Origin of the sequence: uncultured Parolsenella sp. (assembly GCF_958346945.1) — a bacterium.
Taxonomy (GTDB): Bacteria; Actinomycetota; Coriobacteriia; order Coriobacteriales; family Atopobiaceae; genus Parolsenella.
In genome coordinates this window covers 1-24,699 of record NZ_CATVTL010000006.1, presented here as the reverse complement: position 1 = coordinate 24,699, position 24,699 = coordinate 1, and the positions used below count along the sequence as shown (strand labels likewise).

The following is a 24,699-nucleotide window of genomic DNA, read 5'->3' as shown; positions in this document are numbered from 1 at the left end:
ACGCGCTCGCTACCTGCGCCTTCGGCTAGGCTGTGGCTATCTATGTGAGCAATGGCACGCCGGGGGGCAGCTGCCCGCGCGGCCGCCCCCCAAAGGGGCGTCCCGGCAGCCATCGGAACGGGCAAATGGTGTCCCGAGAGGTGATTGACATGACTGACGCGCAGACCGCACGTGGCGAGGAGCTCGAGCTCTTCGCCACCTGTCCCAAGGGCTTCGAGGCGCCACTCGCGGCCGAGCTCGCAGGCCTGGGCGCCAAGGGCGTGCGTGCCCTCCACGGCCAGGTCGCCTTTGCGGGCACGCTCGCCGACGCCTACCGCATCTGCCTGTGGAGCCGCATCGCCTCGCGCGTCATGCTCGTGCTGGGCCACGGCGCCGCCGCCAACGCCGACGAGCTCTACCAGACCCTGCGTGAGGCCTGCTGGGAGGACCACCTCTCCCTCACCTCGACCTTTGCCGTCGACGCGCACGGCACCAACAACGAGCTGAGGAACACCCAGTTCATCGCCCTGCGCGCCAAGGACGCCGTCTGCGACCGCCTGCAGGCCAAGCTGGGCGCCCGCCCCAGCGTCGAGACGCGCCACCCCGACGTCACCGTCGTCGCCCGCGTGCGCAACGACCGCGTGACCTTTGGCATCGACCTGTCGGGCGAGCCGCTGTTCCGCCGCGCCTCCACCCGCCGCGCCGCCGACGACGGCCTGGGCGGCCTGCGTCCCGACTACGCGGCCGCCGTGCTCGCGATGGGCGCCTGGCACCGCTGCTGCCGCCGAGACGACCCCACCCTCGCCGTGGCCTTCTCCGGCTCGGGCACGCTCGTTGCCGAGGCCGCGAGCGCCGCGCTCGACCGTGCCCCGGGTCTGCTGCGCACGCGCTGGGGCTTCACCGGCTGGCTCGGGCACGACGAGGACGCCTGGGCGGCCCTCCTCGCCGAGGCAGACGAGCGTGCCGAGAAGGGCGCAGCGCGCGCCGAGAAGCTCCACCTCGTGACCATCGACCCCAGGAAGGGCGCCGCCGCTGCCGCCCGCGCCTCGCTGCGCGCCGCCGGCCTCGACGTCGCGATCGCGTCGCTTGCCTCGGCAGACGAGCTTGCCCGTCGCCTTGCCCCCGCCGACGCCTCGGCCACGCTCGCCGCGATCGACCTCTCCTGGCTGGACGCCGACGAACTCGCCCGCGAGGTCGCCGCCATCGGCCTCGCCACCGCGACGGCAGACGCCCTGCCCCAGGGCTCGCGCCTCGTGGCCCTCTCCACCACGCCCACGCTCGACGCGAGCCTGGGCCTTGCCGCCATCGACCAGACCAGGACCTTCGTAGGCCGCGACGACGCCACCATCACCACCTACGAGACGGGCACGCCCGCGGCCTCGCCCGCCGACGCCAATGCCGCCGAGAAGGACGACGCCGCCGCCGAGGCGCCCGCCCGCGCGACCGTGACGCTCAAGGACGGCACCACGCTGCCCGTGCTCGTGCCGCAGTCCGACCAGTTCGCCGCCCGTCTCGCCAAGGTCGCCAAGCTGCGCGCCAAGTGGGGCCGCCGCGAGGGCATCAGCTGCTACCGCGTCTACGACACGGACCTGCCCGACTACGCCGTCGCCATCGACCTCTACCAGGCGGCTGAGGGCTCCCGCGGCGCCGACGCCCATGGCCGCTGGCTCGTGGTGCAGGAGTACGCCGCGCCCAAGGACATCGACCCCGAGCTCGCCCGTCGCCGCCTGCTCGACGTGCTCGCCATCGCCCCGCACGTGCTGGGCGTTGACCCTGCCTGCGTGACGCTGCGCGTGCGCCGCCACGCCAAGGGCGGCTCGCAGTACGCCAACGAGGGCGAGGGCGACAAGCGCGCCGGCCGCCGTGGCCGCCTCGCCCTCGCCCCCGGCGCCCACCTCGTCGAGGAGGGCGGCCTCATCTTCGAGGTAAACCTCGCCGAGCGCCTCGACACGGGCCTGTTCCTCGACCACCGCGACGTGCGCGCCCGCGTGCGCGAGATGGCCAAGGACATGCAGGGCTCCAAGCGCTTCCTCAACCTCTTTGCCTACACGGGGTCGGCCACCTGCTACGCGGCCGACGGCGGCGCCAAGCACACCACGACGGTCGACCTGTCGCGTACCTACCTCGACTGGGCCGAGCGCAACATGGAGCGCAACGGCTTCGTGGGCCCCGATCACGAGTACGTCCAGGCAGACGTCGTGCGCTGGGTGAGCGAGCAGCGCCACACGCCCAACCGCTGGGACCTCGTCTTCTGCGACCCGCCCACGTTCTCCAACTCCAAGCGCATGGGCCGCGACGTCTTTGACGTCCAGCGCGACCACGCCGAGCTCCTCATTGGCATTTCGCGCCTGCTCACGGCCAACGGCATCTGCCTGTTCTCGTGCAACCTGCGCGGCTTTGAGCCCGACGTCGAGAAGCTCGCCAAGGCGGGCGTCGAGATTGCCGACGTCACGGCGGGCACCATCCCCGAGGACTTCAAGCGCAACGCCAAGATCCATCACGTCTACCTCGTGAAGCGCACGCCCAGGCCCGAGGGCGCCCCCACGTCCGCGGCTCCCGCCCGCGCCCAGGGCAGCGCCGGCCGCACCCAGGCCCGTCCCGACCCGCGCGCCAACGAGGCCCGTCGCGACGAGCGCCCCTACGGCTCGCAAGGCGGACGCCCCCGCTACGGCGCGGGCAGGCGAGACGACCACGACGCGGGTCAGCGCGGCCCGCATGGCCTACGTGGCGACCGACCCTACGGCTCCGACCGCCGCGAGGACCGCAGCCGCAACGCCAGCCGCCCCTACGGCTCCGACCGACGCGAGGAGCGCAACCACGGCGCAGGCCGTCCCTACGGCGCAGGCCCGCATGACTCCCGCGGCTCGGCTCGCCCCTACGGCGCCGGCTCGCGCGACGCCCGAGGCGACCGCCCGCGCTACGACGCGGCACGGCCGGACGGCCCGCGCCCACACACCGCGCGCTCGCAGGGTCCCATGCGCCCGCTCATGGGCAACGGCCCCAGGCCCTCGCAGCACGGCGGCGCCGGCAGGCCGCGCCTTCAGGGCAACGGCCCGCGCCCGTCGCAGTTTGGCGGCGGCCACCGCGGCCGCAACGACGGTCCCACCGAAGGCGGCAGGACCAACCGGTAGCAGGGCAAACGCAACGCGTACACGCCACCGACGCCCACTTCACACACGGTAGGCGCGATAATGCTAATTGAGGCTGCCTGGATTTGGCTTTCAGTCAGGCCCAAGCAGCCTTTACATGCGCGCGGGCGCTCGTTCAGAATGGAGTGAACGCCCCGCCACGCGAGGCAAGCCCGGGTCCACCCGGTTCCACAGGCACGGGGCGCAAGCCCCCGTCTCAAGGAGAGACACGAACATGGGAGTTTCCCAAACGGCAGAGAGGACCGCTTCTAAGAAGCGCTCTCCCAAGGGCGGCATTCCGCTATCCGCCGCAATGATCCTCGTCACGCTCGGCGTGGTGTACGGAGACATCGGCACGAGCCCGATGTACACGCTCAAGGCCATCATGAGCGGCAACGGTGGCCTCACCACGATGAGCCAGGACGTCGTCATCGGCGCGCTGTCGCTCATCATCTGGACGATGACGCTCATCACCACGGTCAAGTACGTCCTCGTGGCCATGAAGGCCGACAACCACAACGAGGGCGGCATCTTCGCCCTGTACAGCCTCGTGAAGCGCTGCGGCAAGTGGCTCATCATCCCGGCGATGATCGGCGGCGCCGCGCTGCTCGCAGACGGCATCCTCACGCCGGCCGTCACGGTCACCACGGCCATCGAGGGCCTGCGCACGATCGACTTCTTCCACGCGCTCATCGGCGACAACCAGGGCATCGTGGTGCTCATCACCATCGTCATCCTGTGCGCGCTGTTCGCCATGCAGCGCGCCGGCACCTCCACGATCGGCAAGGCGTTCGGCCCCATCATGACCGTGTGGTTCCTCTACCTGGGCATCACGGGCCTCGTCAACGTGGGCGCCGACCTCAACGTTTTCCGTGCGCTCAACCCGCTGCGCGGCATCATGTTCCTGTTCAACGGCAACCTCAACCACGCCGGCCTCATGGTGCTGGGCAACGTGTTCCTGTGCACCACCGGCGCCGAGGCCCTCTACTCGGACATGGGCCACGTGGGCAAGGCCAACATCTACGCCTCCTGGCCATTCGTGAAGGTCTGCCTCATTCTCAACTACCTGGGCCAGGGCGCCTGGATCCTCGCGAACAACGGCAACGCCGCGCTCGCCGCCACCCCCAAGCTCAACCCGTTCTTCCAGATGCTGCCCGAGGCCGTGCGCGTCTTCGCCGTCGTGCTGTCGACGTTCGCCGCCATCATCGCCTCCCAGGCGCTCATCACGGGCTCCTACTCCATCATCTCCGAGGCGATCCGCCTCAACCTCATGCCGCACATGCGCATCGCCTACCCGTCTGAGACGAAGGGCCAGATCTACATCCCGCTCGTCAACAACATCATGTGGGTGAGCTGCATCGGCGTCGTGCTGTTCTTCCAGACCTCCTCGCACATGGAGGCGGCGTACGGCCTGGCCATCACCGTCACGATGCTCATGACCACGCTGCTGCTGTTCACCTACCTCTCGAAGATTCGCAGGAAGCACGCCCTCGCCGTCCCGTTCCTCGCATTCTTCATGCTGCTCGAGTTCGCGTTCTTCTTCTCGAGCCTCACCAAGTTCATGCACGGCGGCTACGTGACCGTCATCCTCGCGACGCTCATCTTCGCCGTGATGTACGTCTGGCGCCGTGGCACGGCCATCGAGCGCACGCAGAGCGTCTACCTGCCGGTTGACCAGTACGTGGACCAGCTTGCCGAGCTGCGCGCCGACGACGAGATTCCCTACCTGGCCGACAACCTGGTCTTCCTCACCAACGACTCGTCGCCCGACATGCTCGATCGCGACATCCTCTACTCGATTCTCGACAAGAGGCCTAAGCGCGCCCGCGCGTACTTCTTCCTCAACATCCAGGTGACCGACGAGCCCAACACGCACGAGTTCTCGATCAATACCTTTGGCACAAACTACCTGTTCAAGGTGCAGATTCGCCTGGGCTTCCGCGTGAACCAGCGCGTCAACGAGTACCTCTACCAAATCGTGGAGAAGCTCGTCGAGGACCACATGATCGAGCCGCAGCACCACAAGTACTCGATCTACAAGAAGAAGAGCGAGGTGGGTGACTTCCGCTTCTGCCTCATTCGCAAGGTGCCCTCGAGTTCGGCCGACATCTCGGCGTTCGACCGCAACATCATCCTGGCCAAGTACGTCATCCGCAGGGTCTGCGGCTCACCTGCGCACTGGTACGGCCTCGAGAACTCCAACGTGGTGTTCGAGTACGTGCCGCTCTTTGCGCGCTCCAAGCGCCAACACGTGCTGCAGTACGTCGAGCTGCCCGAGGCCATGCGCCACGTGCGCGCCGCGGTCGACGAAGCGCACGCCACCTACCTGACCCACGAGAGCGGCGCCTCTGCCGACGCCGCCAGCGACGAGGACATCGACATGTTCGATGCCGCGGTGCGCAAGGCCCACGACGACGAGGCCAGGCACGTCGAGGACTCCGTCATCGGCGGCGACACGGCGGTGTTCCACCCCATCGTGATCGACGAGGACGGCGAGAGCGAGGGCCGCAAGGAGTAGCCCGCGCGCCCATCTCATAGCGAGCGCAAGGCGCCCCGGCGGTTTTAGCAACCGCCGGGGCGCCTTATTTGCTAGGCTGATCAACTTTTTCTTGCTAATTCGGTATGCCGGCCACCAAGCGCTCTGGCAACGGACAATTTACCAGCGGATTTATCAAGCCAGATATCCAACTGTCCCGTCAGCGCCTACAACAAGCACGAAAAACCTGATTAGCACGCTCCAATGGCGAGCCTACCCGCGCTGGTCGATGGGCACGTAGTCGCGCAGCTCGATCACGGAGTTGTAGGCCGGGCGGATGATGCGCCCGCTGCCGTAGAGTTCCTCCATGCGGTGCGCCGTCCAGCCCGCAAGACGCGCCATCGCGAAGATGGGTGTGTAGAGGTCGGCCGGGATACCCAGCATCGAGTACACGAAGCCCGTGTACAGGTCGATGTTTGCGCAGATGGGCTTGTTGGTGCCGCGCGCCGCGCGGATGATGTCGGGCGACAGCCGCTCGATGCCCTCGATGAGCGCGAGCTTGTCCTCGCAGCCCTTGAGGGCGGCGAGCTTGCGGGCGTAGCGCTTGACCACGCGGGCGCGCGGGTCGCTCTTGGTGTAGACGGCGTGGCCCATGCCATAGACGAGCCCCGTGTTGTCAAAGGCCTGGCCCACAGCGATGCGTTCGAGATAGCTCGCTAGCTCGTCGTCGTTGTCCCAGCGCTCGACATGGGAGGCAACGTCTTCGATCATCGCACCCACCTTGGCGTTGGCGCCGCCGTGCTTGGGACCCTTGAGCGAGCCCATCGCCGCGGCGTAGGTGGAATAGGCGTCGGTGCCTGAGCTCGAGAGGACGCGGCAGGTGAAGGTCGAGTTGTTGCCGCCGCCGTGCTCGGCATGGAGCATGAGCATGACGTCGAGCATCATGGCCTCGTCGCGGGTAAAGCCCTCGTCGCCACGCAGCACGTCGAGCACCGTCTCGGCCATCGAGTGGCCCTGGCGCACGGGCGGCACGAGCAGCTGCGAGCCGTCGCGGGCGGCGACCGACGCCGCGTGCGCGATGGCCGCGATGCGCGGCAGGCGCGCGAGCAGCGACAGTGACACATCGACCTCGTGCTGCGGCGAGGTGTCGTCGGGATTCTCGTCGAAGGCGTAGAGCAGCAGCGTCGAGCGGGCCATGACGTTCATGATCGAGCTCGACTCGGTGGTGCGCGGGAACAGGCTCAGGTAGCCGGTGGGCAGCTCGCGACGCGAGTCGATGCGGGCCTTGAAGTCTGCGAGCTCGGCAGCGCTGGGCAGACGGCCCGAGATGAGCAGGTAGGCCATCTCCTCGTAGCCAAAGCGGCCGGCGCCGTGGGTCTGCCCCACGAGGTCGTCGAGGTGATAGCCGCGCATCACGAGGTCGCCCTCGTCGGGAACGACCTTGCCGTCGACCTTGTTGTAGCCATGGACGTTGGAGACCGTGGTGAGGCCCACGAGCACGCCCGAGCCGTCGGCGTTGCGCAGGCCACGCTTGACGTCGTACTCGCGATAGAGCTGCTCGGGCACCTTGTCGACGGAGGCAAAGCCCTCGTAGAGGCCCACGCTCTCGGCCGGGCGGCCCAGTCCCTCGACGCTCGAGGGCATGGGCGTCACGTCGGTGGCGTGGAGCAGTGCCGAGGTGTCCTTGTTGGTGAGGATGCGACGCACCACATGCGAGCGGATGCGCTCGGAGGGCGTGGTGCGTGGACGCTGGGGAAACGTGGCCATGGCGGCCTACAGGCGATACATGAACTTGAAGACGTCCTCACGCTGGATCGTGATCTGGACGCCGAGCTTCTCGGAGAGGGCGGCAAGGCCGTCGTGGATGGTGGCGAAGTCGGCGCCACCCAGGTCGACGAGGGTCGTCATCGTGAACATGCCCTGCAGGATCGTCTGCGAGATGTCGAGGATGTTGACGTCCTGCTCGGCAAGCAAGCCGGCGACCGCGGCGACGATGCCGGATCGGTCGGCGCCCAGCACGGAGATGATGGCGCGGTCGGTGGTCGTGGTCTCGTCGCTCATGTGCTCCTCGCATTTCTGTGGCAGCCGCCACACGTTGCGTACGGTGTGACCTGCCATTGTAGTGCAGCCACGTTACCGGCGTATTGCGAGCAGGGCCCCATCCGTTGCGCACCCACTTTTACGCATTCATTCACCAAGCACCCGCATTTACGTGCCAGAAGACCTCCCAGCACGTAAATGCGGGTTCCCAATGCAAAACGGCGCGCAAAGATGGGTGAGCAACGAAAAGGGGCGAGAAGAACGCGCAGGGTAGGCGTGGCGCAAACGCAGGGGGGGGCGAGAGGCGCATGTCCCTCGCCCCCACGGGACGGCAAATCTGACAGCCGGAGCCTACTCCCCCAGCGTCCAGGCGTCGCCCTCATGCTGCAGGGCCACCATGCGAGCAAACTCTCCGCCCGCGGCCATGAGCTCGGCGGGGCTGCCCTGTTCGGCCACCACGCCATCGCGCAGCACCACGATCTTGTCGGCGTTCTCGACCGTGCGCATGCGGTGGGCAATCACGATGACCGTCTTGCCCACGAGCAGGCGCGAGAGGGCCTGCTGCACCTGCGTCTCGTTCTCGACGTCAAGGCTCGCCGTAGCCTCGTCAAGCAGCACGATGGGCGCGTCCTTAAGCAGCGCGCGGGCAATCGAGATGCGCTGGCGCTCGCCGCCCGAGAGCTTCGAGCCGTTCTCGCCGATCATCGTGTCGTAGCCCTGCGGCATGCGGCTCACGAACTCGTCGCAGTTGGCGGCACGCGCGGCGGCGAGCACCTCCTCGTCGGTGGCGTCGCGCCTGCCCAGGCGGATGTTGCCCATCACGGTGTCATCGAACAGCAGCACGTCCTGGAACACGATTGCGTAGTCGCGCAGCAGCGTCTCGGGGTCGACGCTCGCGACGTCGATGCCGCCCACGGAGACGGTGCCCGCCGTGGCGTCCCAGAAGCGCGCGGCCAGGCGGCTCACGGTCGACTTGCCCGAGCCGGACGGCCCCACCAGGGCCGTGACCTGGCCCTCGCGCGCCACGAAACTCACGTCGCGCAGCACCTGCTCGCCCGCGCGCCCATCCTCGTCCATCCCATAGCCAAAGGCCACGTGCGAGAACTCGATGTCGTGTCTCGCCGGCTCGAACTCGCGCGCGCCCGTCGCAAGCGGCTCCTCCATGATGGAACGCATGCGCGCAGCGCTCGTCTCGGCGGCAAAGAGCTCGGAGAGCAGCGCCAGCGTCTGGTCGAACGGGGCATAGACGCGGCTCACCATGAGCAGGAACGCAAAGAACGTCATGAAGCCGATGGCACCCGACGCCACGAGCGAGGCGCCCGTCACCACCGTGGTGGCTATCCCCAGGCGCAGCACGGCGTAGGCGCCGTTCACCACGAGGCCGTTCGTGAGCTCTCCTTTGGTGCAGGTCCTCTCCGCATGGTCTATCTGGGCGTCGAGGCTCTCGAGGTAGTGCTCCTCCTGGTTGGTGGCACGGATCTCGCACACGCAGTCGAGCGTCTCCTGGATGCCCTCGGTGACCCCGACCTTCTCGGCACGGTTGGCGTCGAAGAGGGGGCGCAGCGGCCCTCGGCTCGCGAACAGCATCGCAAAAGCCACGGGCACGCTCCAAAACGCCGCAAGCGAGAGCTGCCAGCAGAACGCCAGGGACCCCGCGAACACGATGGCTGTCGAGATGATGGCGCCCCACAGCTCGCCCAGCACGTGGCTGCAGGCGTGCTCCATGGTCTGGACGTCACCCATGATCGTCTCGGTGAGGTCCGCCAGGTCGCGCTTGCCAAAGAACGACAGCGGCAGGCGGCGCAAGCGCTCGGCGATGTCGATGCGCTGCTGGCCGCACTCGTCGTAGAAGACGCAATAGGTGTTGACGTACTGCATCCAGTTGCACCCAAAGAGCAGGGCGATGAACGCGATGAGGCCCAGCGCGAGCGGCGCCAGCGCGGGCAGCTCGCCGCCGTCGACCAGATGCTCCGCGAACGCACCCATCACGTAGTACAGAAAGCCGATGCCCGCCATGGTCACGAGGTTCGTGAGCGTGGTCCACAGGATGCCGCGCTTCATGCCGGCATAGGCGGTGTCGCTGAGCAGATACTTCTTCTTGAATGAGGCGAACATCTAGGCCTCACCCCCTTCCCGGGCAATCGCGGGCGCACCCGCGGCCGCCCCATCGCCCGTCTCGGCGCGGGAGCCGGCATCTGAGCCACTGGCCACCGCGCCGGCTGCGCTCGATATCTTCCAGCTCACGGCCTGCTCGTAGTCGGCCCACATGCGCGCGTAGAGGCCACCCCGCACAAGGAGCTCGGAGTGGGTGCCCGTCTCGGCAACGCGACCCCGCTCAAGAACCACGATCTTGTCGGCACCCACCACGGTCGAGAGGCGATGGGCAATCATGATCACCGTGCGACCGGCCGCCAGACGCGTGAAGGCACGCTGGATGAGCGCCTCGTTCTCCGGATCGGCGAAGGCCGTGGCCTCGTCGAGCACCACGATGGGCGCGTCCTTGATGATGGCGCGCGCAAGGGCCACGCGCTGCACCTCGCCGCCCGAGAGGTAGGCGCCGCCCGCGCCCAGCATCGTATGGATGCCCTGCGGCAGCTTGGCCACGATGTCGTCGCACTGCGCGTCATGGAGGGCCGCGAGCACCTGCTCATCGGTGGCATCGGGGCGTGCCGCACGCACGTTGTCGGCGAGCGTCTGCCTAAAGAGCCGGTTGGTCTGGAAGACGAAGGCAACTTGGTCCATGAGCTCGTGCGCATCGACATCGCGCACGTCGACGCCACCTACGGCCACGGAGCCTGAGGTCACGTCCCAGAAGCGCGGCACGAGGCTCGCGGCCGTTGACTTGCCGCCGCCCGAGGGACCCACGAGCGCCACGGTGGAGCCGGCCGGTACCTCGAAGCTCACGTGGTCGAGCGCGGGCCTCTCGGCACCCTCGTAGACAAAGCTCACATCGCGGAAGGCCACGGAGTTGTCCGCCGGATGCTGCGAGTGCTGCGCGCGCGGGAGCTCGGCAGCCGCCATGAGGGCACGCACGCGGGCGAGCGAGTCGGCACTCATCTGAGAGGCCTCACCGGCAAACTGCAGCTTCGCCATGGCCGTGGGCACCACCGCAGAGAAAATCGCGTAGAAGGCAAAGTTCGCGAAGAAGCGCGCAAAGTCGCCCTCGCCCGGCGCCAGCAGCAGAGCCGCCGGCACGAGGAAGACCACGAGGCCGTTAAGCACCGTGAGCTGCGCTACCTGCGGGGTGCGGCAGAAGGTGCCGGCATAGTTCATTGCCATGTGCGAGTACTCGGAGATGGCGTCGTGAAACGCCTTGAACGAGTAGACCGTCTGCTGAAAGACCTTGACGACGGGAATGCCGCGCACGTACTCGGTGCCCGTGGCGTTCATCTTGGTGAGGGCGCCCATGTACTGCTTCATGAACTCCATGCCCTCGCCGCTCATCATGCGCATGAGGCACGCGACCGAGACGGCGACGGCGGCAAGGCACGCCAGCCCCAGGCGCCAGTCAAAGACGGCGAACAGCGCGAGCATGCCCACCACCATCGCCACCGCGCCCGCGACATCGGGCAGCATGTGAGCAAGCAGCGTCTCCGTCGAGGAGGCGCACCCGTCGATGACGCGGCGCAGCTCCCCGCTGGAGTGGGTCGAGAAGTAGCCCAGTGGCAGGTGCATGAGGTGCGCACAGGTCTGCTTGCGCATGTTCGAGGCGCAGCGAAATGCCGAGAGGTGCGTGCACATGAGCGCGCAGAAGTACACGGCGATCGAGGCCACGGCAAGGCCCACGGCCCACCAGCCATATGCGGCGATGCCCGCCGCCTCGTCCCAGTTGGGCGCCACCGCGATGAGGTCGCGCGCCACGAACCAGATGCAGACGAACGGCCCAAAGCTCAAGAGCTGCGCCACGGCAGACAGCGCCATGCCCACGTACGTGAGCGGCCGGCGGCTGCCGGAGAACTCGAGCAGCTGCGCCACGGCGCCCGGCTCCCTGTTCTTCTTTGCCATCCCTTCTCCTTAACGTTCGAGGTTGATAAGTTAGCCACCGCGAACTTATCATGAGGGCAGCGCGCCCCTCCCCCGCCAGCCAAAGGGGAGACGAATCCGAAAGAGAAGGGGACGTTTTCGCAACATGGCCGCCTGTCCAGCAGACATCACCGAGCTCTACGCCCCACAGTTCGAGCAGTTTGGCCTCTCGCTCGACGAGCGCGGCGCCACGTTCACGGGCAGCGTCGACAACGATGTTGGCTCGGGCCGCGCATGGCTTACGCCCCTCTCGGACAGCTGCCTGGTCCTCGAGCACGCCATCACGCCTAAGAGCGACATGCTGCTGCTCGAGCGCACGCCCAGCCCCTATGCCTGCGCCTCGCTGGTCAACGAGTCGACGCTCGTCTGCATGCCCGAGTCTGGCATAAGCCCCACCAACGTGAGGGTGGCACCTGGGGAGAACGACACGTCCACCACCTGCAGCTTCGTGCGTAAGAACAGCGACGAGAACCTTTCGCCCCTGCGGGCGGGCCACCTCTACCGGTCGCGCTCCGTGATCTTTCTGCCCCGCTACTTCGACGAGCTCGAGCGCAGCTACCCCGGCGAGTACTCGGGGCTCTTTGACTCCTTCGCGCGCGGTTGGGGCGAGCAGGCGCAGCTTGCGATGGGTGGGGCGCTGCGGCGCATCAGCGAGCGACGTGCCCAGGGGCCGGCCGGCCGTCTCTATCTGCGAGGCGTCGTCGAAACGATGGTGGCCGAGCTCGCCTGCGCCAACGCAAGCGGCGAGCTGGCGGCTCGCGCGGCGGGCACCCGCGAGAGCGAGCGGCTCGTCCTGCTCGTTCGGGCACTTGTCGAGCGCGGGCTCGACGAAGGACGCGCAATGGGCGTCGACGAGCTGGCGACACGCCTCTACGTGAGCCGCTCCAAGCTCTGCGCCACCTTTAGCGCCGAGACGGGCGAGGGCGTGGCCGCCTACGTGCGCAGACGCCGCAGGAGCGGGCGGAGAAGCTGCTTGCCGAAGGACGTCTCTCGATGGGACAGGTCGCCAAGCAGCTGGGCTACCCGCGCGCCTCGGCTTTCTCGCAGGCGTTTCGAGCCGCCCGCGGCATCTCTCCCAGCGTCTGGCAGCAGTTCAACGGCTAGACGCAAGGCGGGCAGCCCCTCCTGGCAGCTCCAAGTCCCATCGGCTCGTCCGTTTCGCGCGCCCCAAGCCTTCTCAACACGTAATTTGGATGAGCGGACGGAGCGAGCGCGTAGATTGGACGATTGGGACAGCCGCGGCGCAAACGCACGGGCGCGCGCCCGGCACGCTCTGCGCCCTCCAGCGCCACGCGCGCTCGCCGCACTCCCGCACCCCCCAGCGTAACGCGCTCGCCTCAGCTCCGCACCTCTCGCCTCAAGCGCCACACATGTCCCGGCACCCGCCCCAGCCCTTACCCGCACGATAAGTTCACCTTTGCAAACTTTTTCTTGACCTCCCCGCCAAGCGCCCCTAGTGTAGGCATAAGTTACCCATAGCTAACACTTTGCAGCCGCACGGTTGCGCCGCGGGAGGCACCATGACGCTCGACAGATTCGGCCTTGAGCACGCAATCGTTCGCCACTGTTCGCCCACGCTCGCGGGAATCAAGCCGGGATGCCTCTTCAACGTGCCCGGCAGCTTCTCGCCCAGCCCCGCCTGCGAGCGAGGTCGCGCGCTTGACGCCCTCGTTGCCCGCGAGAACGAGGCCCTCGCCCCCAGCGGCGTGCGCGTGCGCGTGCTGGCCCGCCGCTCCTGCGGCGCGCTCGTGTTCGTGTATCGCCCGGAGCTCCTGGGCTCACACCTGCGCGAGGCACGCGTGGCCGAGCTGCTGCGCGGCTGGGGCTACGCCACGAATGGGCCGGGCTGGCTTGAGGGCGTTCTGGCCCAGCTGGGAGCACGTCTGCAGGCTCAGGCCTGCAGCGGCGAGTTTCCCCACGAGGTGGGGCTCTTCCTGGGCTACCCCACCGACGACGTCGTGGCCTTCATCGAGCACGAGGGGCGCGATTACCTGTGCTGTGGCTGCTGGAAGGTCTACTCGCACCCCGAGCGCGCGCAGGCCTGCTTTGCGAGCTATCGCCGTTGCACGCAGGCGTGCCTCGCCCTGCTCGAGACTGGCTCGACCGTAGCCGACCTCGCGAGCGGGCACGTGGCCATCGCGGCATAGGCAGCACAAATCGAATCCATACCCGAGACGCGGGTTGGCATAGGAAAGGACAGACAGATGAGCAAGGTAGCAGTGGTTTTCTGGAGCGGCACCGGCAACACCGAGACCATGGCAGACGCCGTGGCCGAGGGGGCTCGCACCGCCGGCGCCGAGGTCGACCAGGTCCAGGCCACCGACTTCGACGCCAGCGCCGTGGCCGGCTATGATGCCGTCGCGTTTGGGTGCCCCGCCATGGGCGACGAGTCGCTCGAGGAGGATGAGTTCGAGCCGATGTTCGAGGCCGCCGAGGCACAGCTCCCCGGCAAGAAGGTTGGCCTGTTTGGCAGCTACGACTGGGGCACCGGCGACTGGATGGACACCTGGCGCGAGCGCACGGAGGGCGACGGCGCCGAGGTCGTGGCCACCGTCATCGCGAACCTCGAGCCCGACGACGAGGCCCTGGCCTCCTGCAAGGAGCTCGGCGCCGCCCTGGCGTAGCTCGCAGGGCGTCTCTAGATAGTTAGGCGGCCGGAATCTGTCAGTGTAAACGGTTACACGTGCGACGGCTTAATAGCAGAGAAGCCCAAAACCCGCCAAAACGCATTTAAGGGATAGCCAAACGCTCAGAAGCGAGGCCATTTCGGCCCACGCCGACGTAATAGGAGCCCCCGAAAGGCCGCCTCAGGCCCTTCGGGGGCTCCCTCATCGCACGTGTAACCGTTTACACTGACAACCTCGCGCGGCCAAACCTATTTGAGGTCACCCTCATAGGGCAGGATCTCGGCCAGGTAGCCCTTCTCGCGCAGGGCCGCCTCAATCTCGTCGAGCTGCTCCTCGCTGTCAGCGGCAATGCGGTGAAAGTGGTAGCCGCTCGTGACCGTGAGCAGCGGGTAGCTCTTCCCCGAGTGGATGTTCTCGAGGTAGCGCTCCACGTCACGGCGGTTGCGGATGTCGAGGTCGCCGGTGATCTTGCCGTAGACGCGGTGATTAACCATGACGTTAAGCACCGCCCCGCCCAGGTCGACGATGGTCGTAAGTTCGTCGGCAAGGTCGTCGAGGCCGTGGCACACCTTCACGAGCCGCGTGGGCACCTGCGGCTCGCCTGAGCCGCCCAGTAGCACGTAGCCGCGGCTCGTCGCCACGATGTCATGGCCGTCGGCGCGCAGAAGCGCGATATCCTGCACCACAACCTGCCTGCTCACGCCCACCGCCTTGGCCAGCGAGCTGCCCGACACCGGCGTGGCAGACGCCTGCAGCTCGGCCACGATACGCTCCCTGCGCTCACCACCCTTCATCGGACCACCTCGGCCGCGGGCTCGCCCACCATGCGCAGGTGCTTGAGCGACAGGTCGAGGATGGGGGCGGAGTGTGTGAGCGCGCCCGACGAGATGTAGTCGACGCCCAGGTCTGCCAGGGCGCGGATGTTGCTCGCGTCGACGTTGCCCGAGCACTCGGTCTTGGCGCGGCCATCGATGAGGGCAATCGCGGCGGCCATGTCGTCGTGGCTCATGTTGTCGAGCATGATGATGTCGGCACCGGCCTCGACGGCCTCGCGCGCCATGTCGAGGTTCTCACACTCGGCCTCGACGGTGCAGGTAAACGACGCATGGGCGCGCGCGGCGGCAACGGCTGCGGCCACGCCGCCGGCGGCGTCGATGTGGTTATCCTTGAGCATCACGGCCGTCGACAGGTTATAGCGGTGGTTACGCCCGCCGCCAATCGCCACGGCCGCCTTCTCGAAGACGCGCAGGCACGGCGTGGTCTTGCGCGTGTCGACGAGCACGGTGCTCGTGCCCTCGAGCGCGGCGGCCATCCTGCGCGTGTAGGTGGCGATGCCGCTCATGCGCTGCAGGAAGTTGAGGGCCACGCGCTCGCCCGAGAGCAGCACGCGGGCGTCACCGTACACGGTGGCGAGGCGCTGGCCGGCCGCGACCTCGTCGCCATCGGCCACCGTAGCCTCGACGCGCGTGGCGGGGTCGAGCAGCGCAAACGTGCGGGCAAAGACGTCGAGGCCGGCGATGACGCCGTCTGCCTTGGCGATGAGCTGCACCTCGGCGGCGCGGGCCTCGGGGCACACCGACGCCGTACTCACGTCCTCGAAGGTGATGTCCTCACGCAGTGCCTGGACGATAATGTCCTCGCCCACCAGCTTCAGGGCAATGGGATCCATCCCTCACGCCTCCCTCGCGGCCGCAGCCGCCTCGCTCGCAATGGTCTCGATGTCGACGGGCGCCTCGCCAAAGGCCAGGCCGCCGTCGTGGGCGCACGTGCCGTCGCGCTCGCACAGCTCGTCGATGGCAAGCATGCCGTTGCCAGCCACGCGGTGGCGGCCGTCGAGCGCGGGCGAGCCCGCGACCTCGACGGGCAGCGACGGGCCGCCCAGCATGCGACGGGCCGCGCGACGGGCAAAGACGAGCGACTCGAGCAGGCTGTTGCTGGCCAGGCGGTTCTTGCCGTGCACGCCATTGCAGCAGGTCTCGCCTGCGGCATAAAGGTGCGGCATCGTCGTGGCGGCGTCGCGGTCGACCCACACGCCACCCATGAAGTAGTGCTGCGTGGGTACCACGGGAATGGGCTCGCACACGATGTCGCGGCCGTCCTCGAGGCAGCGCTCGCGGATGTTGGCGAAGTGCCCGCGGATGACCTCGGGCTCGACGGGGCCAAAGCTCAGCCACTCGTGAGGCACACCCTCCTCGCGCATGCGCTTGGTGATGGCCGCGGCCACCACGTCGCGCGGCTGTAGCTCGTCGGTGAAGCGACGGCAGTCATGGTCGAGAAGGACGGCGCCCTCGCCGCGACAGCTCTCGGAGATGAGAAACGTGCGACCTGGCTGGGGGCTGAACAGCCCCGTTGGGTGAATCTGCACGTAGTCGAGGTGCTCGAGGCGAACGCCATGCTTACGGGCAATGTAGCAGGCATCGCCCGTGAGCTGCGGATAGTTGGTCGAGTGGTCGTACATGCCGCCAATGCCGCCCGTGGCCCACAGGGTATTGGCGGCGCAGATCTCGAACGCCTCGGACGCGGCCTCGAGCTCGTCTGCCGGCGTGGTCGAGGCGCCCTCGGGCAGGGCCACGGCGCGCACGCCCGCGCAGACCTGCTGGCCGTCGCGTTCCTCCACGATGATGTCGCTCATGGCAACGTGCTCGAGGATGCGCACGTTGGGCAGGCGGCGCACGGCGGCAAGCAGGGTCGTCGTGATCTCCTTGCCCGTGATGTCTGCGTGGAAGCAGATGCGCGGACGGCTGTGGGCGCCCTCGCGGGTAAACGCAAGCTCGCCGGCCTCGTTGCGTTCGAGGTCGCAGCCCAGCGCCACGAGGTCGTCGATGACCGAGCGGCTCGAGCGAATCATGATGTCCACGCTCTCGCGGCGGTTCTCGTAGTGGCCGGCGGCCATCGTGTCGGCAAAGAAGGCCTCGTAGTCGCCCGCCTCGGGCAGCACGCAGATGCCGCCCTGGGCAAGCATCGAGTCGCACTCGTCGACATTGCCCTTCGACAGCATCACGACGCTCGTGCTGGTAGGCAGGTTGAGGGCCGCATAGAGGCCCGCCACGCCACAGCCGGCGATGACTACGTCGGCACTCATGTTCTCGTACTTCATGGCCATCCCCTACCTTGCCGCGTACTCGAGCATGCGGTCGAGCGTGAGCTTGGCGCGCTCGGCGGCCTCGGGCGTCACGTCGATGCTGACCTCGCCCGAGCCCGTGGCGAGGCATCCCACAAGGCGACGCAGGTCAATCATGTCCATGTTCACGCAGGTGGGACGCGTGGCCGGGAAGTAGAAGCGCTTACCCGAGCCAGCCGTGCGGCGCTCGAGCTCAAAGAGCACGCCCGCGACCGTCACGATGATGAACTCGGATGCGTCGCTCTTCTCGGCATACGTGATGATGCCTGCGGTCGAGCCGATGTAGTCGGCCTCCTCGAGCACCTCGGCCTTGCACTCGGGGTGCGCGAGCACGAGCGCGCCCGGATGCTCAAGCTCGACGGTCTCGACCTGCTCGCGCGTGATCACGTGGTGGCGAGGGCAGTAGCCGGGATTGAGGATGACGTTCTTCTCGGGCACCTGCTCGGCCACGTAGCGGCCCAGGTTCTGGTCGGGGATGAACAGGACGTTGCTCTGCGGCAGCTCCGAGACGATCTTGACGGCGTTGGACGAGGTCACGCAGACGTCGCTCCAACTCTTGATCTCGACCGTAGAGTTCACGTAGCAGACAACCGCAAGGTCGTCGCCATACTGCTCGCGCGCGGCGTCGACCGTCTCTTTCTTGACCATGTGGGCCATGGGACAGTCGGCGGCAGGCTCGGGCAGCAGCACCGTCTTGCCGGGGTTAAGCAGCTTGGCGCTCTCGCCCATAAACTCGACGCCCGCGAGCACGATGGTCTTGTTGGGCAGCGTGCGGGCGAGCTTCGCGAGGTAGAACGAGTCGCCTACGTAGTCGGCGACCGCCTGGACCTCGGGCGCCACGTAGTAGTGCGCAAGAATCACGGCGTCGCGCTCAGCCTTAAGGCGCTCGATGGCCTCCCTCAGCTCGGCGGGCACGAGCGCGGCACGCTCGGCCGCGGTGGTGCACGAGCCCACGCCCTCGCTCACGAGGCGGGCGAGCTCGTCGGCCTCGCGGACCTGGTCGGCAGCGGCAGGCGCTACTGGCGCGTCCGTTACATCGCCGGCGACGTCTGCCTGCGCGGCGGTCTCGCGGGCGTCGTCGCAGGCGCCATGCGCCCGGCTGCCGGCGGCGTCGGCCTGCGCGGCGGTTTCGAAGTTGGCCATCACGGCCCCTCTCGTCATGCGCGCGCCCGCCCCCGGGTGCGCGCCACGATCATTCGAGGGGACAGTATGACACTTGCCAAGACACCTGACAAGACAGCTGTAAAGACAGGTACCAACAAGGACGAGAGGAACAAATGCAGAGGCACGTCTACCGAAAGGACAAGCGAGGCAAAGCCGACTGCACGCAATTCGACAACGTGCATCCTCGCGGCGCCCGTAAGGCAAGCAGCTGCACCTAATTCGGCCTTGTGCATCCGTTCTGGCGCGTACAAGGACGACAGGTGCACTCAAACGGCCCTCGTGTATTCCCCGACCGCCCAGGCACGGATGCACCAGCCCGTTATACGTGCATCGGCGCGGTCGCAGCACTCCACAGCAAATGCACCAGGTCGCTTTACGTGCACCGGCGGGGCCATCGCTCTCGGAAACGAATACACCAGGCCGGCAATTGCGCTTCGACGCGACCCTCGCTCCCGAACACGAATGCACTACGCCCCACTCCATGCAGGCCGCTGCGCCTCGCGAACGACAGGCCACCACGCCTCGAGTTGCGCGGCAGGCAGACGCATGCCGCACATGTAGCACCAAGGCGCGCGATGCGGTCCCGGCCGCCTACTCAACAGCCTAAATCGTGACGCCGCTCGACCAGTCGCCGCCGGTCTTGGCCGCACGGTTGCGCAGGTTCTGGATCGTAGCCTCCATGCCGTGCGGCGCGTAGCCGTCGTAGGTGCCCAGGTCCTGCGGGATGTAGGCCGCGAGGCTCATCTCGGCCGTCTGGTGCGGGTCTAGCGGTTCCTCTCCCGGCGTTGCGGCGTAGGCGCACACGCGGGCGCCCTTGCCACCCAGCTTGACCTCGTACTCGCTCGTGGGATCGTCGGGACGGTCCGCGCGGGCGTCGCGGCTGGTCCAGACAGGCTCATAGCCGGCAATCGGCAGCTGCGTCAGGGCAAAGTCGAACAACGGCTGGCTGTCCGTGCGCAGGCGCACCTGCCCGCCCGGCGCCAGCACATGGCGATAGTCCATGAGTCGCTCGAAGTTCGCCGTGCGCTTGCTCGAGTCCTTCTTGCGCGGAAACGGCGTGGGAAAGTTGAGGTAGATGCACGCAAGCTCACCCGGAGCAAACATCTCGGTGACGCGCGTGGCGTTTCCCGGCACAAAGACCACGTTGGAAAGCCCGCTCTCGCAACCCGCCTGCGCGGCATAGGCAATGCAGATAGGCTCGGAGTCCATGCCAATAAACAGCACGTCGGACTCACGACGGGCGGCCTCGACCGTAAAGCCACCGCGTCCGCACCCCAGGTCGAGACGAACCTCGCGGAAGGGCGCGGCACCGCTCTTGCGGCACGCGGCAGCCCACAGGCCGCGCCAGCCATACGGGTTGGGCTCGATGGCCGCGGCATAGCGCTCGAGGCGCTCCTCGAGCACGAAGTTCTTGGGCAGGCGAATGTGCAGTCCGTGCATGTTTCCCACATTTCTAGCAAAGCTTGCGCGAGCAGGTCGCCTGCGCGCCCCATCGGCACGCAAACAGGCCGCCAACGCATCCGGCCAACGCAAGCAGGTCACTCGCGCTCAAACGCTCCCCATTATCAGGGTAAACGCCCACGTCCGGCGCCACGCCCTTCCAATACGCACAAAAAGAGGCCCGTCGCAGCGCGTGGCTGCGGCGGGCCTGATGCCGCACGTGGGAGCGTCGAGCGCAGAGCCCAACGCTCGACCGTACGGCTGGATGAGGGACCCAAGCTAGGGAGCTCCCCCCTGAGCTCCCTAGCCGGAATGCGTCCCGGGGAAACGCTTACTTACTCGTTGTCGCCAGCAGTCATCTGGGTAGCGGAGAGCTCACCCTCGGAGGCAGCGGCAGCGTCGGGCCAGACCCAGCTGGTGAAGGCGGGGTGATCGTAGCCCTCGTCGACGGCGAACTGGAAGGCCTCCTCGCGGAAGTTCTCCCACTCCTCGATCTTGGCGGCGAACTTCTCGGCGTCGATCATGCGCAGGGCGTCAGCAGCGAGGGCCCAGCGGTCCATGTTGTTGAGACGGAGCATGTCGAACGGCGTGGTCGTGGAGCCCTTCTCCTCGTAGCCGTGGACGTTCCAGGCGTCGTGGCCCGGACGATCCCAGACGAGGCGACGGATGGTGCCGGCGTAGGCGTGGAAGGCGAAGAGGACGGGCTTCTCGCCGTTGCCGAAGAGCTCGGCGAACTCCTCGTCGGAGATGGCCTGGTCGTTCTCGGAGACGTTCTGGATCTTCAGAAGGTCAACGACGTTGACGAACTTGGCCTTGACGCCCTCGCCCTTGAGCATGTCGAGGGCAGCGAGGGCCTCGAGGGCCGGCACGTCGCCGCAGGTGCCCAGCACGATGTCGGCGTCAGCGAGCGTCTCGGCGCTGCTGGCCCACTTCCACTCGGCGACGCCCTCGGCCAGCTCGGCCTTGGCCTCGTCGACGGTCAGGAAGGTCGGGGCGGGCTGCTTGCCGCAGAAAATGGCGTTCACGCAGTTCGTGGACTGGTAGCAGCGCTCGGCCACGGCGAGGGCCATGTTGGCGTCGCAGGGGTAGTAGGCGTTGACGACGTGCGTGTCGTTGGCCTTGTTGAGCAGCAGGTCCACGAAGCCCGGGTCCTGGTGGGAGAAGCCGTTGTGGTCCTGACGCCAGACGTGGCTGGAGAGCAGGATGTTGAGGCCGGCGATGGGCTTGCGCCAGGGGATCTCACGGACGGTGGCCTCGAGCCACTTGCAGTGCTGGTTGATCATCGAGTCGACGACGTGGATGAAGGACTCATAGGAGCTCCACACGCCGTGACGGCCGGTGAGCACGTAGGCCTCGAGGAAGCCCTCGCACTGGTGCTCGGAGAGCTGCTCGACGACCTTGCCGGACGGGGCGAGGAGCTCGTCGTTGTCAGCGTCGGCGTAGAAGCCGCCCTCCCACTGCTTCTGGGTGTACTTGTAGGCATCCTGGAGACGGTTGGAAGCGGTCTCGTCCGGGCCAAAGATGCGGAAGTTCTCCATGTTGTTGTGGAGGACGTCGGCGGTGTAGGCACCGAAGACGCGGGCGGCCTCGGTGGCACCCCAGCCGTGGCCCTTCTCGGCAACCGGCACCTCGTGGGTGTGGATGTCGGGGAGGACGAGGTCCTCGCGGACAAGGCCACCGTTGGCGTTGGGGTTGGCGCCGATGCGCAGGTCGCCCTTGGGCATGAAGGCGGTCACCTCGGGACGGATGGCGCCCTTCTCGTCGAAGAGCTCAGCCGGCTCGTAGGACTTGAGCCAGCCGCGGAGCACGCGGAAGTGCTCGTGGGTGTCCTTGGCGGAAGCCAGCGGCACCTGGTGGGCACGCCAGGAGCCCTCGGTCTTCTTGCCGTCGATGTGCTTGGGGCACGTCCAGCCCTTGGGGGTGCGGAAGACGATCATCGGGTAGACCGGGCGGGTCTCGTCGCCAGCCTCGGCAGCGGCCTTGATGTCGCAGATGTCGTCGAAGACCTCCTCGAGCAGCGCGGCGAAGCGAGCGTGGATGGAGGCGTGGGACTCGTTGTCGAAGCCGGCAACGAAGAAGTGCGGGTCATAGCCCATGCCCTCGAAGAACTCGGTGAGCTCGTCGTCGGAGATGCGGGAGAGGATCGTGGGGTTGGCGATCTTGTAGCCGTTGAGGTGCAGGATCGGCAGCACGATGCCGTCGGTCTTGGGGTTCACGAGCTTGTTGGACTGCCAGGACGTGGCGAGCGGGCCCGTCTCGGACTCACCGTCGCCCACGACGGCGACAGCGAGCAGGCTGGGGTTGTCCATGACGGCGCCGTAGGCGTGGGACAGCGTGTAGCCGAGCTCGCCGCCCTCGTGGATGGAGCCGGGGGTCTCGGGGGCGTAGTGGGAGGGGATGCCACCGGGGTAGGAGAACTGGCGGAAGAACTTCTGGAGGCCAGCCTCGTCGTTGGTGATGTCCGGGCGGATGTCATAGTAGGTGCCGTCGAGCAGGGACTGCGCGGTGCCGGCGGGGCCACCGTGACCGGGGCCCATCAGGAACACGGCGTTCTGCTGGTGGTCGGCGATGAGGCGGTTGACGTGACCGAACAGGAAGTTCACGCCGGGCGTGGTGCCCCAGTGGCCAACGAGGCGGTGCTTGACGTCGGGACGGCCGAAGTCGCGGGTCTCGCCGGTCTTCTCATCGGTCCAGTCGGAGCGCATGAGGGGGTTGGAGCGCAGGTAGATCTGGCCGACGGACAGGTAGTTCGCCGCGCGCCAGTACTTCTCGACACCCTCGAGCTCCTGCTCGGAAACGGGGCCGTCAAGCTTCTGCCAGGGGGTGCCGATGACGGGATGTGCCATGTGCCTCTCCTCTTCCTGCACGGCATCTCAGCCGTGCGTCGTTATGCCCTTGCGGGCACCAAGCACGAGCCGTTGCTTGGGGGTTGGCTCGTGCCCTTTTTGACTGACCGAGACGGAGTATAGATAGGTAAATCGTTTTACCTCGACGTGAACGCAAAGCGCTTACAATCCTTCTAAGCGTTTAACTCCGTGAGCGGTAGCAAATTTGCCGTGAACGGTAGGTAAATTTGACGAAACATAACCGACATGTTTCGCAGGAATGGTCAAGTTCAAGGCGTGGCCGAGAAGGGCACGCGGACGCCATCACACTTACTACAAATAAGACCTATGTGTCTGGTTGGGACGGCTTGGCGAGGCGGGCGCCGGGGAGCCCGCCGACGCGGCCGCCCTGGGTCCGTGCATGCTCGCTCTCTCCCGGACGCGCCCGACACGTCCCTCAGAGGAGCCCGCCGACGCGGCCCTACCCCTCGAGCGTGCGCACGCTGTCCTTGATCACGAGCTTGGGGTCGAGCACGATCTGCTCGGGCTCGCCCAGCCTGCCAGCCTCGTGCTCATCGATGCGGCGGAACAGCAGGTCGAGCGCCGCACGCGACAGCTCGGGCACGTTCTGCTCGATTGAAGTGAGCGCCGGCTCAAACAGGACGTCGGCCGCGGAGTTGTCGTAGCTCACCACCGAGTAGTCGCGCGGCACGCGCAAGCCCTTGCTGTAGAGGCGCTTGAGCAGGCCCAGCGCGATGTTGTCCGAGCTCGCAAACACGGCCGTCGCGTCGGTGTCGACCAAGCTTGCCGCCGCGTCGAACGCACTCGCGATGTAGTAGTCGCTGCCCAGCACGTAGTCTGCCTGCACGCAGATGCCTGCCTCGCCCAGCGCGCGGGTGTAGCCGTCGAGGCGCTCGCGGCCCGTGTTCGAGCGGGCGTTGACGATGCAGGCGATGCGGCGGTGCCCGTGCTCGATGAGATGACGCGTGGCCAGGTAGCCGCCCAGCTCGTTGTTGAAGCGCACCTTGTCGCAGGCCAGGTTGTCGATGAAGCGGTCGACCATGATGTAGGGCGTGGGCAGGGTCGAGAGGTTGGCGATAAGCTGCTCGTCGATGGCAAACTCGTTCGAGACGACGATGAGCAGGCCGTCCACGCCACGGTTCACGAGCAGGCGCACGAGCTTGGCGTCGTTCTGCGGGTTGTCGTCGGAGTTCGTGATGATGAGGGCATAGCCCTTGGCGCGGCACATGAGCTCGAGGTTCTTGGCGAGCGAGGCAAAGAAGCGGCTCTCGATGTTGGGAATGATGAGGCCGATGGTGCTCGTGTGCTGCATCACGAGGCTGCGGGCGATCTGGTTGGGTACGTAGCCAAAGCGGCGCGCCGTCTCGAGGATGCGCCGGCGGCTCTCCTGCGAGACCTTGCAGGGGCGGTCGTTGAGCACGAGCGACACGGAGGTGGGCGAAAGCCCCACCTCGTTAGCGATGTCCTTGAGCGTCACCTTTGCCATGTCGCCTCCATTCCGCGCGCACCTGCCGCTATCGTACCCCGAGCAGCCTTTGGCCGAGAGTGGCAGCGATTGAGCCGCGCGGCCCGACACCGCTCCACTAACCTTAAAAGACGTACCTAGTTCGAGACGACCCACGAGGAGGACGCCATGTTCTGCACCAAGTGCGGGGCCCAGCTTCCCGATGACGCACGGTTCTGCTCAAAGTGCGGCGCCCCGGTTGCCGCCACTCCCGAGCCGGCACCGGCACCCACACCCGCTCCCGAGCCGAAGTCGGAGCCCGTACCTGCACCGGAGCCGCCCGAGCCAGCACCCGCGCCCGAGCCAGCGCCCACGCCTGAGCCCGTACCCGCGCCGGAGCCCGAGCCAGCG

17 protein-coding genes are annotated in these 24,699 nt (G+C 67.3%); 6 read left to right on the top strand and 11 right to left on the bottom strand.

Annotated elements, in window-relative coordinates:
- Positions 1-149 precede the first annotated feature (149 nt).
- On the top strand, positions 150-3,110 hold the full coding sequence (rlmKL, locus tag Q3866_RS05045; RefSeq protein WP_367881371.1) for a bifunctional 23S rRNA (guanine(2069)-N(7))-methyltransferase RlmK/23S rRNA (guanine(2445)-N(2))-methyltransferase RlmL: 2,961 nt from the start codon (positions 150-152) through the stop codon (positions 3,108-3,110).
- Positions 3,111-3,342: 232 nt separating this feature from the next.
- Complete coding sequence (locus Q3866_RS05040) at positions 3,343-5,625, top strand: KUP/HAK/KT family potassium transporter (RefSeq protein ID WP_301830114.1); 2,283 nt, start codon at positions 3,343-3,345, stop codon at positions 5,623-5,625.
- A gap of 231 nt (positions 5,626-5,856) precedes the next feature.
- On the opposite strand, the gene Q3866_RS05035 is transcribed toward Q3866_RS05040, so the two are convergent.
- The 4 genes from Q3866_RS05035 to Q3866_RS05020 all read right to left on the bottom strand — a co-directional run bounded on the left by Q3866_RS05035 (position 5,857) and on the right by Q3866_RS05020 (position 11,628).
- A complete protein-coding gene (locus Q3866_RS05035) occupies positions 5,857-7,350 on the bottom strand; it encodes a citrate synthase (protein ID WP_301830112.1) in 1,494 nt (497 codons plus the stop codon).
- Between the two features lie 6 nt (positions 7,351-7,356).
- A complete protein-coding gene (locus Q3866_RS05030; protein ID WP_293673819.1) occupies positions 7,357-7,644 on the bottom strand; it encodes an ACT domain-containing protein in 288 nt (95 codons plus the stop codon).
- Between the two features lie 330 nt (positions 7,645-7,974).
- Positions 7,975-9,738 carry an ABC transporter ATP-binding protein gene (locus tag Q3866_RS05025; RefSeq protein WP_301830110.1) on the bottom strand — a complete coding sequence of 588 codons (1,764 nt, stop codon included), beginning with the start codon at positions 9,736-9,738 and terminating at the stop codon, positions 7,975-7,977.
- The gene (locus Q3866_RS05020) at positions 9,739-11,628 is read right to left on the bottom strand and encodes an ABC transporter ATP-binding protein (protein ID WP_301830109.1); all 1,890 of its coding nucleotides are present in this window, start codon (positions 11,626-11,628) and stop codon (positions 9,739-9,741) included. It abuts the gene before it with no gap.
- Positions 11,629-12,639: 1,011 nt separating this feature from the next.
- On the opposite strand from Q3866_RS05020, the gene Q3866_RS07810 reads away from it, so the two are divergent.
- The 3 genes from Q3866_RS07810 (at position 12,640) to Q3866_RS05005 (ending at position 14,270) form a co-directional block, all read left to right on the top strand.
- On the top strand, positions 12,640-12,750 hold the full coding sequence (locus Q3866_RS07810) for a hypothetical protein (protein ID WP_367881370.1): 111 nt from the start codon (positions 12,640-12,642) through the stop codon (positions 12,748-12,750).
- Positions 12,751-13,166: 416 nt separating this feature from the next.
- The gene (locus Q3866_RS05010) at positions 13,167-13,793 is read left to right on the top strand and encodes a DUF3793 family protein (RefSeq protein ID WP_301830107.1); all 627 of its coding nucleotides are present in this window, start codon (positions 13,167-13,169) and stop codon (positions 13,791-13,793) included.
- Between the two features lie 57 nt (positions 13,794-13,850).
- Complete coding sequence (locus tag Q3866_RS05005; RefSeq protein WP_301830106.1) at positions 13,851-14,270, top strand: flavodoxin; 420 nt, start codon at positions 13,851-13,853, stop codon at positions 14,268-14,270.
- Positions 14,271-14,521: 251 nt separating this feature from the next.
- Here Q3866_RS05005 and Q3866_RS05000 read toward each other — a convergent pair whose 3' ends face one another.
- The 7 genes from Q3866_RS05000 to Q3866_RS04970 form a co-directional block, all read right to left on the bottom strand.
- Positions 14,522-15,067, bottom strand: a complete 546-nt coding sequence (locus tag Q3866_RS05000; RefSeq protein ID WP_293673813.1) for a transcription repressor NadR — start codon at positions 15,065-15,067, stop codon at positions 14,522-14,524.
- On the bottom strand, positions 15,064-15,942 hold the full coding sequence (gene nadC / locus Q3866_RS04995) for a carboxylating nicotinate-nucleotide diphosphorylase (protein ID WP_301830104.1): 879 nt from the start codon (positions 15,940-15,942) through the stop codon (positions 15,064-15,066). The genes Q3866_RS05000 and nadC overlap by 4 nt, the downstream gene beginning before the upstream one ends.
- 3 nt (positions 15,943-15,945) lie before the next feature.
- Positions 15,946-17,370 carry an FAD-binding protein gene (locus tag Q3866_RS04990; protein ID WP_301830086.1) on the bottom strand — a complete coding sequence of 475 codons (1,425 nt, stop codon included), beginning with the start codon at positions 17,368-17,370 and terminating at the stop codon, positions 15,946-15,948.
- Positions 17,371-17,379: 9 nt separating this feature from the next.
- Positions 17,380-18,537, bottom strand: coding sequence for a quinolinate synthase NadA (gene nadA / locus Q3866_RS04985; protein ID WP_301830085.1), 1,158 nt, complete (start codon positions 18,535-18,537; stop codon positions 17,380-17,382).
- A 624-nt stretch (positions 18,538-19,161) separates the two neighbouring features.
- Positions 19,162-19,998: a tRNA (guanosine(46)-N(7))-methyltransferase TrmB gene (locus Q3866_RS04980; protein WP_301830084.1), complete on the bottom strand. Its 837-nt coding sequence runs from the start codon at positions 19,996-19,998 to the stop codon at positions 19,162-19,164.
- Positions 19,999-20,333: 335 nt separating this feature from the next.
- Positions 20,334-22,844 carry a phosphoketolase gene (locus Q3866_RS04975; RefSeq protein WP_301830082.1) on the bottom strand — a complete coding sequence of 837 codons (2,511 nt, stop codon included), beginning with the start codon at positions 22,842-22,844 and terminating at the stop codon, positions 20,334-20,336.
- 460 nt (positions 22,845-23,304) lie between these two features.
- Positions 23,305-24,330 carry a LacI family DNA-binding transcriptional regulator gene (locus Q3866_RS04970; RefSeq protein WP_301830080.1) on the bottom strand — a complete coding sequence of 342 codons (1,026 nt, stop codon included), beginning with the start codon at positions 24,328-24,330 and terminating at the stop codon, positions 23,305-23,307.
- Between the two features lie 147 nt (positions 24,331-24,477).
- On the opposite strand from Q3866_RS04970, the gene Q3866_RS07805 reads away from it, so the two are divergent.
- Positions 24,478-24,699 (top strand): zinc-ribbon domain-containing protein (locus Q3866_RS07805; RefSeq protein ID WP_367881369.1); only part of this gene is annotated, 222 nt, incomplete at its 3' end.

Excerpts from the sequence above, each read along its gene's own strand:
- Q3866_RS04990 (WP_301830086.1), bottom strand. The coding sequence starts at position 17,370 with ATGAAGTACGAGAACATGAGTGCCGACGTAGTCATCGCCGGCTGTGGC.
- Q3866_RS05035 (WP_301830112.1), bottom strand. The coding sequence starts at position 7,350 with ATGGCCACGTTTCCCCAGCGTCCACGCACCACGCCCTCCGAGCGCATC.
- Q3866_RS05020 (WP_301830109.1), bottom strand. The coding sequence starts at position 11,628 with ATGGCAAAGAAGAACAGGGAGCCGGGCGCCGTGGCGCAGCTGCTCGAG.
- Q3866_RS05005 (WP_301830106.1), top strand. The coding sequence starts at position 13,851 with ATGAGCAAGGTAGCAGTGGTTTTCTGGAGCGGCACCGGCAACACCGAG.
- Q3866_RS05000 (WP_293673813.1), bottom strand. The coding sequence starts at position 15,067 with ATGAAGGGTGGTGAGCGCAGGGAGCGTATCGTGGCCGAGCTGCAGGCG.
- nadA (WP_301830085.1), bottom strand. The coding sequence starts at position 18,537 with ATGGCCAACTTCGAAACCGCCGCGCAGGCCGACGCCGCCGGCAGCCGG.
- Q3866_RS04980 (WP_301830084.1), bottom strand. The coding sequence starts at position 19,998 with ATGCACGGACTGCACATTCGCCTGCCCAAGAACTTCGTGCTCGAGGAG.
- Q3866_RS07810 (WP_367881370.1), top strand. The coding sequence starts at position 12,640 with ATGGGACAGGTCGCCAAGCAGCTGGGCTACCCGCGCGCCTCGGCTTTC.
- Q3866_RS05025 (WP_301830110.1), bottom strand. The coding sequence starts at position 9,738 with ATGTTCGCCTCATTCAAGAAGAAGTATCTGCTCAGCGACACCGCCTAT.
- Q3866_RS04970 (WP_301830080.1), bottom strand. The coding sequence starts at position 24,330 with ATGGCAAAGGTGACGCTCAAGGACATCGCTAACGAGGTGGGGCTTTCG.
- Q3866_RS05030 (WP_293673819.1), bottom strand. The coding sequence starts at position 7,644 with ATGAGCGACGAGACCACGACCACCGACCGCGCCATCATCTCCGTGCTG.
- rlmKL (WP_367881371.1), top strand. The coding sequence starts at position 150 with ATGACTGACGCGCAGACCGCACGTGGCGAGGAGCTCGAGCTCTTCGCC.
- Q3866_RS05010 (WP_301830107.1), top strand. The coding sequence starts at position 13,167 with ATGACGCTCGACAGATTCGGCCTTGAGCACGCAATCGTTCGCCACTGT.
- Q3866_RS05040 (WP_301830114.1), top strand. The coding sequence starts at position 3,343 with ATGGGAGTTTCCCAAACGGCAGAGAGGACCGCTTCTAAGAAGCGCTCT.
- Q3866_RS04975 (WP_301830082.1), bottom strand. The coding sequence starts at position 22,844 with ATGGCACATCCCGTCATCGGCACCCCCTGGCAGAAGCTTGACGGCCCC.
- nadC (WP_301830104.1), bottom strand. The coding sequence starts at position 15,942 with ATGGATCCCATTGCCCTGAAGCTGGTGGGCGAGGACATTATCGTCCAG.